General features: G+C 66.5%; 16 protein-coding genes. 5 read left to right on the plus strand and 11 right to left on the minus strand.

All coding sequences use genetic code 11. The annotated features are described in order from the left end of the window. Window positions 1-2: 2 nt before the first annotated feature. On the plus strand, window positions 3-482 hold the full coding sequence (locus AC6HZP_RS15240) for a VOC family protein (RefSeq protein WP_497523559.1): 480 nt from the start codon (window positions 3-5) through the stop codon (window positions 480-482). A gap of 46 nt (window positions 483-528) precedes the next feature. On the opposite strand, the gene AC6HZP_RS15245 is transcribed toward AC6HZP_RS15240, so the two are convergent. Next, window positions 529-1,623: an ATP-dependent DNA helicase gene (locus AC6HZP_RS15245; RefSeq protein WP_201399982.1), complete on the minus strand. Its 1,095-nt coding sequence runs from the start codon at window positions 1,621-1,623 to the stop codon at window positions 529-531. Between the two features lie 409 nt (window positions 1,624-2,032). On the opposite strand from AC6HZP_RS15245, the gene AC6HZP_RS15250 reads away from it, so the two are divergent. Next, window positions 2,033-2,854: a L,D-transpeptidase gene (locus AC6HZP_RS15250; RefSeq protein WP_244669490.1), complete on the plus strand. Its 822-nt coding sequence runs from the start codon at window positions 2,033-2,035 to the stop codon at window positions 2,852-2,854. A 118-nt stretch (window positions 2,855-2,972) separates the two neighbouring features. On the opposite strand, the gene AC6HZP_RS15255 is transcribed toward AC6HZP_RS15250, so the two are convergent. The 3 genes from AC6HZP_RS15255 to AC6HZP_RS15265 form a co-directional block, all read right to left on the minus strand. Beyond that, window positions 2,973-4,640, minus strand: coding sequence for an NAD+ synthase (locus AC6HZP_RS15255; RefSeq protein ID WP_497523560.1), 1,668 nt, complete (start codon window positions 4,638-4,640; stop codon window positions 2,973-2,975). Between the two features lie 87 nt (window positions 4,641-4,727). Next, window positions 4,728-5,522, minus strand: a complete 795-nt coding sequence (locus tag AC6HZP_RS15260) for a DODA-type extradiol aromatic ring-opening family dioxygenase (protein WP_497523561.1) — start codon at window positions 5,520-5,522, stop codon at window positions 4,728-4,730. Window positions 5,523-5,629: 107 nt separating this feature from the next. Then, window positions 5,630-6,247 (minus strand): TetR/AcrR family transcriptional regulator, encoded by a 618-nt coding sequence (locus tag AC6HZP_RS15265; protein ID WP_497523562.1) that lies wholly within the window; start codon window positions 6,245-6,247, stop codon window positions 5,630-5,632. 80 nt (window positions 6,248-6,327) lie between these two features. Between AC6HZP_RS15265 and AC6HZP_RS15270 the strand changes: the two genes are divergently transcribed. Beyond that, the gene (locus tag AC6HZP_RS15270; protein WP_497523563.1) at window positions 6,328-7,602 is read left to right on the plus strand and encodes an MFS transporter; all 1,275 of its coding nucleotides are present in this window, start codon (window positions 6,328-6,330) and stop codon (window positions 7,600-7,602) included. Between the two features lie 143 nt (window positions 7,603-7,745). After that, window positions 7,746-8,225, plus strand: coding sequence for a DUF992 domain-containing protein (locus AC6HZP_RS15275; protein ID WP_201399987.1), 480 nt, complete (start codon window positions 7,746-7,748; stop codon window positions 8,223-8,225). Between the two features lie 47 nt (window positions 8,226-8,272). Here AC6HZP_RS15275 and AC6HZP_RS15280 read toward each other — a convergent pair whose 3' ends face one another. The 4 genes from AC6HZP_RS15280 to AC6HZP_RS15295 all read right to left on the minus strand — a co-directional run bounded on the left by AC6HZP_RS15280 (window position 8,273) and on the right by AC6HZP_RS15295 (window position 11,857). Continuing rightward, the gene (locus AC6HZP_RS15280; protein WP_497523564.1) at window positions 8,273-8,695 is read right to left on the minus strand and encodes a GFA family protein; all 423 of its coding nucleotides are present in this window, start codon (window positions 8,693-8,695) and stop codon (window positions 8,273-8,275) included. A 5-nt stretch (window positions 8,696-8,700) separates the two neighbouring features. After that, a complete protein-coding gene (locus tag AC6HZP_RS15285) occupies window positions 8,701-10,086 on the minus strand; it encodes a class II 3-deoxy-7-phosphoheptulonate synthase (RefSeq protein WP_497523565.1) in 1,386 nt (461 codons plus the stop codon). A gap of 133 nt (window positions 10,087-10,219) precedes the next feature. Next, entirely contained in the window at window positions 10,220-11,032 is an 813-nt protein-coding gene (locus AC6HZP_RS15290) for an LssY C-terminal domain-containing protein (RefSeq protein ID WP_201399990.1), read from the minus strand. A 27-nt stretch (window positions 11,033-11,059) separates the two neighbouring features. Then, entirely contained in the window at window positions 11,060-11,857 is a 798-nt protein-coding gene (locus AC6HZP_RS15295; RefSeq protein ID WP_497523566.1) for a helix-turn-helix domain-containing protein, read from the minus strand. A gap of 116 nt (window positions 11,858-11,973) precedes the next feature. On the opposite strand from AC6HZP_RS15295, the gene AC6HZP_RS15300 reads away from it, so the two are divergent. Beyond that, window positions 11,974-12,330 (plus strand): nuclear transport factor 2 family protein, encoded by a 357-nt coding sequence (locus tag AC6HZP_RS15300; protein ID WP_497523567.1) that lies wholly within the window; start codon window positions 11,974-11,976, stop codon window positions 12,328-12,330. 98 nt (window positions 12,331-12,428) lie between these two features. Here the strand turns inward: AC6HZP_RS15300 and AC6HZP_RS15305 are convergent, their stop codons facing one another. The 3 genes from AC6HZP_RS15305 to AC6HZP_RS15315 all read right to left on the minus strand — a co-directional run bounded on the left by AC6HZP_RS15305 (window position 12,429) and on the right by AC6HZP_RS15315 (window position 15,336). Further along, a complete protein-coding gene (locus tag AC6HZP_RS15305; protein ID WP_497523568.1) occupies window positions 12,429-13,349 on the minus strand; it encodes a DNA-3-methyladenine glycosylase family protein in 921 nt (306 codons plus the stop codon). Between the two features lie 96 nt (window positions 13,350-13,445). Then, on the minus strand, window positions 13,446-14,825 hold the full coding sequence (gene gor, locus AC6HZP_RS15310) for a glutathione-disulfide reductase (protein WP_497523569.1): 1,380 nt from the start codon (window positions 14,823-14,825) through the stop codon (window positions 13,446-13,448). Between the two features lie 4 nt (window positions 14,826-14,829). Then, window positions 14,830-15,336 (minus strand): DUF2059 domain-containing protein, encoded by a 507-nt coding sequence (locus AC6HZP_RS15315; protein ID WP_201399995.1) that lies wholly within the window; start codon window positions 15,334-15,336, stop codon window positions 14,830-14,832. Window positions 15,337-15,349 lie beyond the last annotated feature (13 nt).

Genomic DNA, 15,349 nt, shown 5'->3' on the forward strand with positions numbered 1-15,349 from the left:
GCATGCGAACATTCACCGAAGGCGGCACGATGCAGGTCGCCTATGTCGTCCGCGACCTCGAGGCGGCGATGAAGCGCCACTGGGAGGTCTTCGGCATCGGTCCGTGGGACGTCTACCAGTTCGAGCCCGGCAAGGTTCAGGACTACGTCTATCGCGGCAAGCCGGCGACGCACACCTGCCTGATCGCCATTGCCTGGAGCGGCGATACCCAGCTCGAACTGATGCAGCCGCTGACCGGCTACAGCATCTATGACGAACATCTCGAGAAGCACGGCGAGGGCCTGCACCACATCAAGCTGTTCTATGCGGACTGCAAGAAGGCGGTCGAGGACTTCGCCCACAAGGGCTATTCGGTGATCCAGAGCGGCCGGATCGACGACGACGAGCACTACTATCTCGATACCGAAAAGGACTTCGGCTACATCATCGAGCTCGGCAATGCCGGCCGGATCCGGCCGGCCGAACGCGTCTACCCGGCCTGATCACGGCCGATAGGGCGACGGCGCGAAAGCGCCATCGCCTCATACCTCAGCGGACGATGGTGATCCGCTTCGCGGCGCGGGTCAGGCCCGTATAGAGCCAGCGATCGCGATGCTCGCGGAAGGCGTAGCTCTCGTCGAACAGGACGAGATTGTCCCATTGCGAACCCTGCGACTTGTGCACCGTCAGCGCGTAGCCGTAGTCGAACTCGTCGGAGTTGCGGCGCTGCGCATAGGGCAGGTCCTCGCCGCCATTCTCGAAGAAGTTCGGATGGACGGAGACCTTCACGGCCTTGCCGGTGGCGTCTTCCTCGGGCTTGACGGCGAGACGCAGCAGGCTCTTGCGCGGCGCGGCCAGCTCCGAGACGACCCAGGTGCCACCGTTCAAAAGGCCCTTCTGCTTGTCGTTGCGGAGGCACACGAGCTTGTCGCCGACCGCCGGCATCGGGCTCAGCAGTCCCTTCAGCTCGCGAATGCGCTGGTTGTAGAGCCGGCGCGTCTTGTTGGTGCCGACGAGCACCTGGTCGGCGGCCAGAATCTGCGCGGCATCAATCTCGCGCCGCGAGATCACCCGGCTCTCGCCATGCTCGCCATATTCGATCGGCTCGCCGGCGCGCACCGCCATCGAGAGGCGGATGATCGGATTATCCTGCGCCTGGCGATGCACCTCGGTCAGCATGGAGTCGGGCTCCTGCTCGGTGAAGAAGCCGCCGCCCTTGACCGGCGGCAGCTGCGCCGGGTCGCCGAGCACCAGCACCGGGGTGCCGAACGACAGCAGGTCGCGGCCGAGCTCCTCGTCGACCATCGAGCATTCGTCGATGATGATCAGATCCGCCTTGGAGGCCGCGCTCTCGTGGTTGATCGCGAAGACCGGCTGCTCTTCGTCATCGCCGGCGCGCGGCCGGTAGATCAGGCTGTGAATCGTGCCGGCGCCCTCGCACCCCTTGGAGCGCAGCACATGGGCGGCCTTGCCGGTGAAGGCGGCAAAAGCGACGTCCCCGTCGATATCAGCAGCGATATGGCGGGCAAGCGTCGTCTTGCCCGTTCCGGCATAGCCAAACAGACGGAAGACGGGACTGTCTCCGCGCCGCAGCCATTCAGACACGGCGGAGAGCGCATTTTCCTGTTGGGGTGACCAGCGCATAAGAACTCCGAACTTTGACCCGCCCCTGATAGCCGATTCAGGCGCGACATGCAGGAACGCGGGCGGAGAAACGATGTATCATTTCGGCAACATCCCTCCGGATCCCGGGGCCGAACCCGAAAACATGCTTAACGCGCCTTGGTTTCGGCCCATCCCAGCCGCACAAATTGCACCGACGCCGTGTCCCCGCTGGTTTCGATCACTTTTGATTGGCCCTTGGTGTGGCGAAATTGTCATTGCGGTGAAATGCGAAAGCAACCAGTAACGATATCAATCATCTTCTTGGATCGCGCCGCCCAGGCGTCGGCGGAATCGAGCCAGTCGAGACGGTTGGATCCCGGATCCGCTCCTCCAGCGTTCCGGTCTTTCATTGGGTTCATCCCAGTTTGATGATGAAAAGGAACAGGCTTTGAACGATACGAAGCCTCTAAAGTCAGCGGGCAAGCTTAGCCGTCGCACATTCATGATCGGCCTGCCCGTCGTGCTCGCAGCCTGCCAGACGACTCCGCCGCCTCCCGGCCTGGCGCCGAACGCCGTCACCGGTCCGGGCCGCGCCCCGCAGATCGACCAGGGCTTCGCGTCCATGTACGGCCCGATTACCGACGAGCCGTTCCCGATCGCGGCGATCGACCTCACGAAGATCAATCCGCGCTTCTATCGTCAGGTGGTGGATCTGCCGTCCAGCATCAATGCCGAGCCCGGTACGATCGTCATCGATCCGTACAACCATTTCCTCTACCTCGCCTTCGAGAACAACACCGCGCTCCGCTATGGCGTCGGCGTTGGCCGCGAGGGCTTCGCCTGGTCGGGCGACGCGACCATCCAGGCCAAGCAGCAATGGCCGAAGTGGCATCCGCCCAAGGAAATGCAGGCCCGCGATCCGGCAGCCGCCAAGTGGCCGAACGGCATGCCCGGCGGCCCCGGCAACCCGCTCGGCGCCCGCGCGCTCTATCTCTACCAGGGCAAGGTCGACACGCTGTACCGCATCCACGGCACGACGCAGCCCTGGTCGATCGGCAAATCGCTGTCGTCCGGCTGCATCCGCATGATGAACCAGGACATCATCGACCTCTACAACCGCGCGCCGATCGGCACCAAGGTCAAGGTGCTGGGCAACGCCACGCCGGATCCGGTCGCGGTCTACGATTCCAAGGGCGGCGCCGTTCCGGATCCCGAGCCGTCCTCGACCGCCGGCTACGGCACGACGCCTCCGGACAACGTCCACGGCTGATCCCGGCGATCGCGAAAACAGAAACAGAAAGGCCCTCCATCGGAGGGCCTTTTTCTTTGGCGCGGCAATCTGGAAATCGAGAGCGGAGCCCGATGGCTGCAGGCTCCGCCTCCAAAGCTCAGGCCCGGTCGCGGAACCGGTTGGTGATCGGATAGCGGCGGTCGCGCCCGAAGTTGCGGCGGCTGAGCTTCACGCCCGGCGCGGCCTGGCGGCGCTTGTACTCCGCGATCGCGAGCAGATGTTCGATCCGCTTCACCGTCGCCGCCTCATGGCCGCGTGCGATGACGTCGCCGACCCGCATCTCGCCCTCGACCAGGCTCTCGAGGATATCGTCGAGGATGTCGTAGGGCGGCAGCGAATCCTGGTCCTTCTGGTTTTCGCGCAGCTCCGCCGTCGGCGGCTTGGTGATGATCCGCTCCGGCACGACTTCGCCGGACGGCCCGAGACAGCCCTTCGGCACGACGCTGTTGCGGAACCGCGAAATCGCGAAGACCTGCGTCTTGTACAGATCCTTGATCGGATTGAAGCCGCCGTTCATGTCGCCATAGAGCGTGGCGTAGCCGACAGACATCTCCGACTTGTTGCCCGTCGTCACCACCATGGCCCCGAACTTGTTCGAGATCGCCATCAGGATGGTGCCGCGCGTGCGCGACTGCAGGTTTTCTTCCGTGATATCCGCCTGCCTGCCGGCGAACATCGGCGCCAGCGCATGCATGAAGCCCTCGACCGGCTCGGCAATCGGCACGATGTCGTAGCGCACGCCAAGCTTGTCGGCGCAGGCCTTGGCATCTACCAGGCTGTCCTCCGACGTGTAGCGGTAGGGCAGCATCACGCAGTGCACGCGATCGGCGCCCAGCGCGTCGACGGCCATCGCCGCGACGAGGGCGGAATCGATGCCGCCGGAGAGGCCGAGCACGACGCCCGGAAATCCGTTCTTGCCGACATAGTCGCGCAGGCCATGGACGCAGGCGAGATAGTCAGCCTCCTCGCCCTCCTCCACCCGGGCCTTTACGCCCTCGGCGCAATGCCAGGCATCGCCGACCCGCCTGAACTCGACGATCTCGATCGCCTCGCTGAAGGCCGGCAGCTGGGCGGCGAGCGAACCATCGGCGTTGAGGACGAAGGAGGCGCCATCGAAGATGAGCTCATCCTGGCCGCCGACCTGGTTCAGATAGACGAGCGGCAGGCCCGATTCCGTGACGCGGGCGACGGAGACGTTGAAGCGCTGGTCCATGACGCGGCGGCGATAGGGCGAGCCGTTCGGCACCAGCAGGATCTCGCCGCCCGTCTCGGCGATGCATTCGACGGGATCGGGACCCCAGATGTCCTCGCAGATCGGCACGCCGACGCGCACGCCGCGCAGCGAGATCGGGCCCGGATGCGGCCCCGGCGTGAAGACGCGCTTCTCGTCGAAGACGCCGTAGTTCGGCAGGTCGACCTTGAAGCGGACGCTCTCGATGCGGCCGTTGTCGCAGAGCGCGTAGGCGTTATAGAGCTTGTCGTCCTCGAGCCAGGGCAGGCCGATCAGCACGGCCGGGCCGCCATCGGCGGTATCGGCGGCGATTGCCTCGCAGGCGGCGCGGCAGGCCTCCTGGAAGGCCGGCTTCAGCACCAGATCCTCCGGCGAATAGGCCGAGAGGAACAGCTCGCTGAACATGACGACGTCGGCGCGGCCCGCCGCGGCGGTCGCGCGCGCGGCGCGCGCCTTTTCGAGATTGCCGGCGATGTCGCCGACAACCGGATTGATCTGGGCAAGGGCGATGCGGAGCGTATCGGGGCGGGTCATATTCTGCCTTTACCGCGCCGCCGAAGCGGCGGCAACGGGAACGCGGCGGCGGGCCGAAAAACGTCGCGGCCGCCGGCTCCGGAGCGCTCAGTCGAAGCGGTACATATCCATCGAGAGCGCCTCATACTCATAGGAATTATGGATCCGCTCGCCCCGGGCGCCCTCGCCCGCCGCGCCGAGCGCGACGAAGAACGGCAGGAAGTGCTCGTCCTCTGGATGCGCCATCACGGCATGCGGCGCCTGGGCCCGATAGTCGACGAGCGCCGCCGTGTCGCCGGCGGCGGCGCGATCGGAAACCCAGTCGGCGAATTCGCGCGCCCAATCGACGGGAGGCGCGTCAACGGCCGGCATGCCGGCGGGATTGCGGAACAGCGCGCGAAGATTATGCGTCGCGGCGCCGGTGCCGATCACCAGGATGTTCTCCTCGCGCAGCCCGGCCAAGGCGCGGCCGAGCATCAGATGATGCGCGGGGCTCAGATGCGGCTGGATCGAGAGCTGGACCAGCGGGACATTCGCCTCCGGCCAAACCAGCGACAGCGGGATCCAGGTGCCGTGATCGAAGCCGCGCTTCGGCGCGACATCGACCGGCAATCCGGCCGTCCGCAGCCGCTCGACCACCTCGGCGGCGAGCGTGGCATCACCCGGAGCGGGATAGTCGATTTCGTAAAGAGCCTTCGGGAAGCCACGGAAATCATAGATCATTTCCGGGTTCGCATCGGAGACCACGGTCGGCGTTCCGGTCTCGAAATGAGCGGAGACGATCACGACGGCGCGAGGACGAGGCAAGGTCGAGGCGAGCGACTGCAGGAAGCGATGCGCCGGCGTGTCGGTCAGCGCCAGCATCGGCGAACCATGCGACAGGAAGAGGGTGGGAAGCGACATCGAAAGATCCTTTGCGTGTTGAGCAAAAGATAGTCGCCGTCGCCCTCACCCATAAGACGCGCGAAGCAGCACGCAGTGTTCAACCTGCATGGCCAATCCTGCCCCCGTCACCGCTTCAGGCAGGCGTCGATCATGCGATCGGCGACCAGCGCGATTGAGCCCGCCGGACCGCCCTTGCCGAACAACTGGCCGGAGACATACGCCCCCTCGACGAGAAGCAGCAGCCCGTCGCCCAGGATTTCCGGTTCGGCCGCGCCCAGCTCGCGCGCCAATTCGGTCAGGCGCCGGCGGAGTTCACGCTTGTTTTCGACGGCGACCAGCCGCGCCGGATTGGCCCGGTCCGGGAATTCGACCGCCGCGTTGGTCATCCCGCAGCCGCGATAATCGTCGCTTTGCGAGCGGACGCTGATCCGCGTCAGATAGGCCATGATCTGCGCGCGAGGATCGCCCGGATGGTTCGCCATCACCGCGTCGACCGACTCCCAGAAGTCGGCGTCGTAGTCGCGCATATAGGCCGCGGCGAGTTCGTCCTTCGACGAGAAAGCGCGATAGAGGCTCGGCTTGGTGACGCCGGCGCGCGTCACGATCTCGTCGATGCCGACGGCGCGGATACCCTCGCGATAGAAGAGATCCCGCGCGGTCGCGCGAATGCGATCGGCCGCGCGCGGCGGCGCATCGGCGCCGTTGCGGGCCCTCGTCGACGATTTTTCGGCACGGACGGTCACAGCCTGCACTCCCAACCCACTTGACGATGTAACAGAACGGTACGTATCATAGCCGCGATTGAAACGGAACGGTCAGTAACATGAATATAGTCCGCCGCCGGCCTTTCGGCCAGAACTATGCCTTCGTCGTCGCAGGCGTGATTTTCGTCTGTCTCCTGGCCGGCGCCGGTCTGCGCGCCGCGCCCGGCGTGATGATCCTGCCGATCGAATCCGCCTTCGGCTGGAGCCGCGACACCATCTCGCTCGCGGCCGCGATCGGCATCTTCCTGTACGGCCTCACCGGCCCCTTCGCCGCGGCCCTGATGCAGAGCTTCGGCGTTCGTCGGGTCCTGGTCGGTGCGCTGCTGCTGATGGCGGCGTCCACCGGCGCCAGCGCCTTCATGACGCAACCCTGGCAGTACATTGCTACATGGGGCGTCCTTTCCGGCGTCTCCTCCGGTGCGGTCGCCATGGTGCTCGGCGCGACCATCGTGAACCGCTGGTTCGTCACCAATCGCGGCCTGATGATGGGCCTTTTGACGGCGAGCACGGCGACCGGAACGCTCATCTTCCTGCCCGGCATGGCGGCGCTGGCGCAATGGGGCGGCTGGCAGGCGGTCGTTATCACGGTGGCAATCGTGTCGGCAGCCCTGGTGCCGGTCGCCTGGCTCTTCGTGCCGGAGCGGCCCCAGGATATCGGCCTTCGTCCCTATGGCGCGGACGAGGGCGATCCGCTGCCGAGCGGCCCGCAGGGCAACGTGCTCGCCAACGCCTTCAATGCGCTGTTCGAAGCGGCTCGGACCAAGACCTTCTGGTATCTCTTCGCCACCTTCTTCATCTGCGGCTTCACCACCAACGGCCTCGTCGGCACCCACATGATCGCCTTCTGCGGCGACATGGGCATGCCCGAGATCCAGGCGGCCAGCCTGCTCGCGGTGATGGGGCTGTTCGACCTCGTCGGCACCACCGCCTCCGGTTGGCTCACCGACCGCTTCGATCCGCGCAAGCTTCTCTTCGTCTATTACGGTCTGCGCGGCATCTCGCTGATGTTCCTGCCCTTCACGGACTTCAACATCTACAGCCTGTCGATCTTCGCCGTGTTCTACGGCCTCGACTGGATCGCCACCGTGCCGCCGACGGTGCGCCTCGCCAATGAGGCGTTCGGTGATCGCAAGGCGCCGATCGTGTTCGGCTGGATCGCCGCCGGCCACCAGCTCGGCGCCGCCTCGGCCGCCTATTTCGCCGGATACATGCGGACGGCGCAGGGCAATTATCTCGACGCCTTCCTGATCGCCGGCGCGACCGGCATCCTCGCGGCGCTGCTGTCGCTAATGATCGGCCGCCGCAAGCAGCAGCTGGAGCTGGCGACGGCATGACGTAGGGACGGCTTGCGGCGGGCTTGCGGCGAGAACACGAATACGTGCTCTCCCGCATAGCCTACACGCAAGTTTCGCGTGTAGAAGGAGATCGGCGCACGACAGTGCGCCGTCTCTTTTTCCGTCTACGAACGAGGTCGAACATGTCGAAGCTGCACAAGGCCCTGCTGGCAGCTGCCGTTGCCGTCACCGCAACTCTCCCGCTGGCATCGACGGCGCAGGCCGCCGTCAAGACGGGCGTCCTGACCTGCCGCGTCGCCGCCGGTGTCGGCCTGATCATCGGCTCGCGCCGCAGCGTCTCCTGCGAATTCCATTCCAATCGCGGCGTGGAGTTCTATAGCGGCCGCATCGACCGCGTCGGCCTCGACGTCGGCGTCACCCGCAACAGCGTGATCGTCTGGAACGTGTTCGAGCCGACCCGCCGCCATGGCGATCTTTCGGGCCGCTACACCGGCGCGACCGCGCAGGCGACGATCGGCGTCGGCCTCGGCGCCAACGTCCTCGTCGGCGGCGGCCAGAACAGCGTCGCGCTGCAGCCGCTTTCGGTGACGGCCCAGACCGGCCTTAACCTCGCGGCCGGCGTCAGCTCGCTGCACCTGACCCGCACGGGCAGCGGCCGCTAAGGCAAATGAATTCCGGCTGCGGATCCCAAGGGGTCCGCGGCCGGCTCTCAATCCTGATGGGTTGAAGTCTGCCGTCGATCATAGGCCGGCGCGCCGTCCTCGATCGCGTAGTAGTCGCCCTTGTCGGCGACGAAGATGTGCTTTTCCCAGCGGACGCCCGTCGGCTTGTCGAAGCCGCCCATGGCGATGGCGATCTCGGGTCGCCCGATCCGCTCCCAGAACAGCACTGAACCACACGCGCCACAGAAGCCGCGCCGAACCGTCTCCGACGACGGGTACCAGCGCAGGCTGTCGCCCCCGGAAATCGTCACGTCACTCGCCGCGACCGTGGTCGAGGCGAGGAAATGCCCGGTCTGCCGGCGGCACATCGTGCAGTGACAGCCGACGACCGGCGCCAGCGGGCCGGCGACCCGGTAGGTCACCGCCCCGCAGAGGCAGGCGCCGGAGTGGATTTCCCCGCCTGCCGCCATCCGTGTCAGAGCCCAGCGACGAGACGATGCCGGACGTCGCCCTGGCGGCTTGCCTTGAGCAGTTCCGCCACCAGGAAGGCCAGTTCCAGCGCCTGATCGGCGTTGAGGCGCGGATCGCAATGGGTGTGGTAGCGGTCCGAAAGATCCTCGTCGGTGATCGCGCGGGCGCCGCCAGTGCATTCGGTGACGTTCTTGCCGGTCATCTCGATGTGGACGCCGCCCGGGAACGTGCCCTCACCCTGATGCACCTCGAAGAAGCTCTTCACTTCCTTGAGGATCAGGTCGAACGGCCGCGTCTTGTAGCCGCTCGAAGCCTTGATCGTGTTGCCGTGCATCGGATCGCAGGACCAGACGACGGAGCGCCCTTCCCGCTCGACGGCGCGGATCAGCTGCGGCAGGTGGTCGAACACCTTGTTGGCGCCGAAGCGGCAAATCAGCGTCAGACGGCCGGGCTCGTTGTCCGGGTTCAAGAGGTCGATCAGCTGCAGCAGGCCGTCGCCGCTCAGCGACGGGCCGCATTTCAGGCCGATCGGGTTCTTCACGCCACGCATGTACTCGACATGGGCATGATCGGGCTGGCGGGTTCGGTCGCCGATCCAGAGCATGTGGCCGGAGGTCGCGTACCAGTCGCCGGTGGTCGAATCGACCCGCGTCATCGCCTGCTCGTAGCCGAGCAGCAGCGCCTCATGCGAGGTGAAGAAATCGGTAGAGCGCAGTGACGGCGTCGAGTCCGGATCGACACCGCAGGCGCGCATGAACGCCATCGACTCGGAGATGCGATCGGCGATCTCCTGGTAGTGGTGGCCCTGCGGGCTGTCCTTGACGAAGCCGAGCATCCACTGATGCACGTGCTCCAGATTGGCGTAGCCGCCCTGCGCGAAGGCGCGCAGCAGGTTCAGCGTCGCGGCCGACTGGCGGTAGGAATCCTCGATCCGGCGCGGATCGGGAATGCGGGCCTCGGGCGTGAACTCGATGCCGTTGATGTTGTCGCCGCGATAGCTCGGCAGCTCGACGCCGTCGATCGTCTCGGTCGGGGCTGAGCGCGGCTTGGCGAACTGGCCGGCGATGCGGCCGACCTTTACCACCGGCATCGAGCCGGCGAAGGTCAGCACGACGGCCATCTGCAGGAAGACGCGGAAGAAGTCGCGGATGTTGTCCGGGTGATGCTCCATGAAGCTCTCGGCGCAATCACCGCCCTGGAGCAGGAAGCTCTCGCCGCGCGACACGGCCGCAAGGCTCTTCTTGAGCTTGCGCGCCTCGCCGGCGAAAACGAGCGGGGGATAGTTCGAGAGCCGTCCCTCGACCGCCGCGAGACCCGCCGCATCGACATAATCCGGCACCTGCTGGATCGGCTTCGACCGCCAGCTATCCGGCTTCCAACTCGTCTTCATCTTGAGCACTCCACACCCTTGCCCGCCTTTCGCGCTCGATAGCGCGTGACGGACCTCATCGGGCCTCGAAAGGTGCTGCCTTATACACGCTCGCCCGGAGCGAGGAAACACACCATGGCCCATGCGTCATGGCTCAGATCCACGAGGCCGCCCAATGCCAGAGGCGGTCCTTCAGGCCCACCAGCGCCGGCGGCGGCAGGACGACGGCGGGGACGGTCGACTTCTTGCCGGCCGGCACGAGGCGCGACATCCAGATCTCTCCATCGGTATAATAGGGGTCGCCCTCGCCATTTCGACCGTTCACGGTCGGCCCGATGCCGGTGACCTGATAGGTGGCCTCGACCATGCCGGCCGCCTTCAGATCGTCGGTGAGCAGATCGCGCACGGCGTCGATGTCCGGGCCGATGTGGTGCGTCACCTGGCCGGTATCATGGCTGAGGCCGACACCGCGATCGAAGGTCGCCGAGCCGAGCCAGACCGGGCGTCCCTCGGCCCCCATTTCGAGCACCTTCCAGAAGCGGACATGATCGCGCTGGTCCGCGCTCTCGCCGACCGGCTTCTCGAAGGCGAGGTCCTCGCGCCGACCGTCATAGTAGAGCGGGCTGACCGGCGCGTCGTGATAGGGCCGGTCCAGCACGACGCTGCCGACGATCTCGATGCTGGAACGCCAGGTGATCGGGTCGGCCGGAAACCAGCCGGCCGCATGCATCGAGCGGAGCACGTCCTCCCGGTCGCCGACCAGGCCGACATTCAGCGGGCCACCGGGAATGCCCTGCGCGGTATGCGTCACCATCGGCCGATCGGCCAGGCCGGGCTGGTGCTCATAGTGGGTCCAGGCGAGCGGCAGCACGACATAGGCCGCCAGCCCGTAGAAGACGAGCGCCACGACGAGCACCGTCAGGAGATTGCGCAACCTCAGCCGTTCGCGCAGCGTCCGCTTCACCATGGTCTGTCCCCACGCCTGTTCGCCGCATCATGGCTGAGCGGCGGCGCGGCGCAAGGCTTCCGCCGTCTCGTCGTCGGCCGGAAAGAAGGATTCGATCGCGAGTTCCGCCAGCGTGACGTCGACGGGCGTGCCGAACAGCGTCGTTGCCGAGATGAAGGAGAGCGTTTCGTCGCCGGAGCGGACGCGAAAACGAACCGCGATGCCGCCGAAATCGTCCTTCGCGGCCGGGCGCACGTCGCTCCGGGAGGGATAGGCGCGGAGCTCGTCGAGCAGGTCGGCCAGCACCGTGTCGCCGGTCAGGTCGATCTCGTGCGCGAGCCGCGCCAGCAGGTGCCCCCGCCATTCGGCGAGGTTCACCGTGCGCGGCGCCAGTCCGTCCGGATGCAGCGCCAGCCGCAGCACGTTCACGGGCGGCTCCAGCAGCGCCGGCGATACGCCCGCGACGAGGCGCATGACGGCGGCGTTGGCCGCGACCAGGTTCCAGTGCCGGTCGATCGCCAGCGCCGGATAGGGCTCATGGCCGTCGAGGATGCGCGCGACCGCACGGCGCGCCGCCGCCATCGCCGCATCGTCCATCCGGCGCTCGCGATAAACCGGCGCGAAGCCGGCGGCGACGAGCATCAGGTTCCGCTCGCGCAGAGGCACGTCCAGTTCGGCCGCCAGCTTCAGCACCATGTCGCGGCTCGGGCGGGACCGGCCCGTCTCAATGAAGCTCAGATGCCGCGTCGACATCTCGGCGTCGCCCGCGAGATCCATCTGGCTCATGCGGCGGCGCTGCCGCCAGTCGCGGATCTGCTCGCCGATCGGGCGCGAATTGGTTTCCATGCGCCGACGATAGCCTGCCGCCGATCGGCGATCCAATTACCTCCGAGGTAATCGACTTCATGCCCCCGAGCCGCAAATCTCCGGCCTGTCAGCAACGACAACCCCGGAGACCAATCATGACCAACGCCCTCGTCGAACGCTACATCGCCAGCTGGAACGAGACCGACGCCGAGAAGCGCCGCGCCCTCATCGCCGCGACCTTCACGCAATCCGCTTCCTACGTGGATCCCCTGATGAAGAGCGAGGGGCGCGGCGGCATCGACCAGATGCTGGCCGCCGTGCAGGACCGCTTCGCCGGCCTCCGCTTCAAGCAGGTCGGCAAAGTCGACGCCTATGAGGACCGGATCCGCTTCTCCTGGGAGCTCGGGCCGGATGGCGGACCCTCGATCGCCGGCGGCACCGACTTCGCCACGGTCGAAGCCGGCCAACTCGCGGATATCGTCGGCTTCCTCGACTTCGCGCCGTCCGCCTAAAGCGTTTTCGAGCGAAGTGGATACCGGTTCGCGTGAAGAAAACGCGACAAAACAAATAGTTAGAGCCTTTCGTCGTTTCCATGAAACGATGAAAGGCTCTAAGCGTCCGCGAGTCCGGCCCAGAGATGGGCCGTTGCGAGGCTTCGGTGCGGGGCGAAGGCCTGCATCGAAGCCTCCTGCAATTTGGTGTCCGGCCGCTCGGGAAGCGCCAGCAGGCGCTGCAGCGCCGTCGCCAGCCCCGAATCGCCGATCGGCGCCATGTCGGGAAAGCCGAAGCCGCGCAGCATGATATAGCGCGCCGTCCAGGTGCCGATGCCACGCACGGCGACCAGCGCCGCCTCCGCGTCAGTCACCGTCCCCTTCGCCAGATCCTCCAGCGCCAGCGACCCTTCGCTCACAAGGCGCGCCACGCCGATCAGATAGCTCGCCTTCGAGCGCGAGAAGCGCAGCGCCGTCAGATCCTCGACCTCGAGCGCCGCGACGCGCTCCGGATCGGGATGAGCCCGCATGCCGCTTTCCATATGCAGTGGACCCGTGCGTTCGATCAGCGCCCGGCGCAGGGCGGCGGCGAAGGTCAGGTTGATCTGCTGGCCGATCACCGCCCAGCAGACCGCATCCCAGATGTCGGCTGTCAGGGGAATGCGCAACCCGCTGCGCGACCCGAGAATGCGGGCGCGATCGGCGCGAGACGCGATCAACGTTTCAAAGCCCACGGGATCGCTGGCGAGGCCGAGCATGCGGGCGGCGATCGCCTCGACGCGCTCCGACGGGATGCTGTCATGGTCGACCCGCACGCGGGCGACGGGGGCTGTTGCCAGGTCGGCGTCCGAAAGGTCGATTTCGAGCCGATGGGCGCGGCCATCGACGAGAATCGTCTTGGCGATCGTCCGCCCTGAGACCCGCTCGCTGACGCTGAGCGGATCGCGGCCATGATAGGCGAGCGCATATTCCGGCCGGAAGCCCGCTTCCAGCGGCATGGCCAGCCTGATGCCCGCGCCGGGCTCGACCTCGTATCTCATCCGCACCTCGTCCCGGCGATCCGCGCATCGGCTATCCGATGCAGGGATCCCGGACACTCCGGTTCTTGCCTTCGAATTCGCGAAGGCAGGAACGCCTCAGGCGTTGCGACGATGCCGCGTGGTGGGCTCGCGCATGGTGACGAGTTCTTCGGCGGCCGTGGGATGCAGCGCCATGGTCGAGTCGAAATCGGCCTTTGTCGCCCGCATCTTCAACGCGATCGCAACGATCTGGATCATCTCGCCGGCATCGGGGCCGAGGATGTGGCAGCCGATGACGCGGTCGCTATCCGCATCGACGAGCAGCTTCATCAGCGTGCGCTCGTCGCGACCGGAAAGCGTGTGCTTCATCGGGCGGAAGTTGGTCTGGTAGACGTCGACCGCCGCGAACTCCGCCAGCGCCTCTTCCTCGGTCAGGCCAACGGTGCCGATCTCCGGCTGCGAGAACACCGCCTTCGGCACGCCAAGATGGTCAACCGAGATGCGCTTGCCGCCGAAGACGGTGTCAGCGAAGGCATGGCCCTCGCGGATCGCCACCGGCGTCAGGTTGATGCGGTTGGTGACGTCGCCGACGGCATAGATCGACGGGACGTTGGACTGCGAATAGGCGTCGACCACCACGGCGCCGGCGCCATCGAGCGCCACGCCGGCGTTCTCGAGACCGAGCCCGCTGGTGTTGGGCCGCCGGCCGGTCGCGATCATCACCTCGCCGCAGTCGAGCGCTTCGCCGCTGCTCGTCCGCGCGATCAGGCCGTCGCCGTCCTTCTCGATCGAAGCCAGCGTCTCGTTGAGCAGGACACGGATGCCCTTCTTCTCGATCTCCTCACGGAGCGTCCGCCGCACATCGGCATCGAAGCCGCGCAGCAGGCCATCGCCGCGATGGATCAGCGTCGTCTCGACGCCGAGCCCGTTGAAGATGCCGGCGAACTCGACCGCGATATAGCCGCCGCCGACGACGACGATCTTCTTCGGAAGGCGCTTCAGGTGGAACGCTTCGTTGGAGGAGATCGCCAGCTCGCGGCCCGGCAGGTCCGGCGTGATGAACGGCGCGCCGCCGGTCGCGACGAGGATGGTCTTCGCCCGGATGAGGCGATCCTCGGCCACGAGCCGCACGGTGTGCGGATCGACGATCTCGGCGCGGCTCTGCACGATCTGGGCGCCGGAGCGCTCGAGATTGCGGATGTAGATGCCGTTGAGCCGATCGATCTCCTTGTCCTTGGCCGCCACGAGGCGCGACCAATCGAAGGTCGCCTCCCCCGGGGCCCAGCCAAAGCCGACGGAATCCTCGAATTCCTCGGCAAAGCGGGACGCATAGACGAACAGCTTTTTCGGCACGCAGCCGCGGATCACGCAGGTACCGCCGACGCGGTATTCCTCCGCGACCAGCACGCGGGCGCCATAGCCCGCCGCGATGCGACCGGCGCGCACGCCGCCGGAACCCGCACCGATGATGAAGAGATCGACGTCGAACTGGCTCATGAAATTAGAAGTCGATGCCCTTCTTCTTCAGCCCTTCGCGGGACTTCTCGAACAGCTCCTCGCCGACGCGGTCCGACCAGCCCTTCACCGACTGCAGCGTCTCGCCGACGACCTTCGGGCCGATCTCGGCGAGCTTGGCGCCGGCTGGGCTCTTGTAGAACTCGGCGATCGCCTTCAGCTCGTCTTCGGTGAAGTGCTTGGCCCAGATGCGGGCGACGTCGTTGTCGAGGTCCTTGCGGCGGGCGACGAGCTCGAGCGCCTGCGCGTCGACGACCTCGGCGATCGCCTGGTGCTGGTCGGGGCGCATGCGGATCAGCCGGTTCTGCGTCTGCTGCGACAGCAGCGGCAGCAGATTGTCGAAACCGCGCGAGGTCTTGGCGGCGTGGACGGCATCCAGCGCCGCCGCGACATGCGCATCGGTCACTTCCTGCGCCTGGGCGATACCGGCTGAGCCCATGGCAAGGCCGGCGGCCAGCACGGCGGCGCCGATGGTTTTACGGATGAAGATCATGGAGAAACTCCCG

The organism is Kaistia sp. SLG-1 (assembly GCF_059699055.1).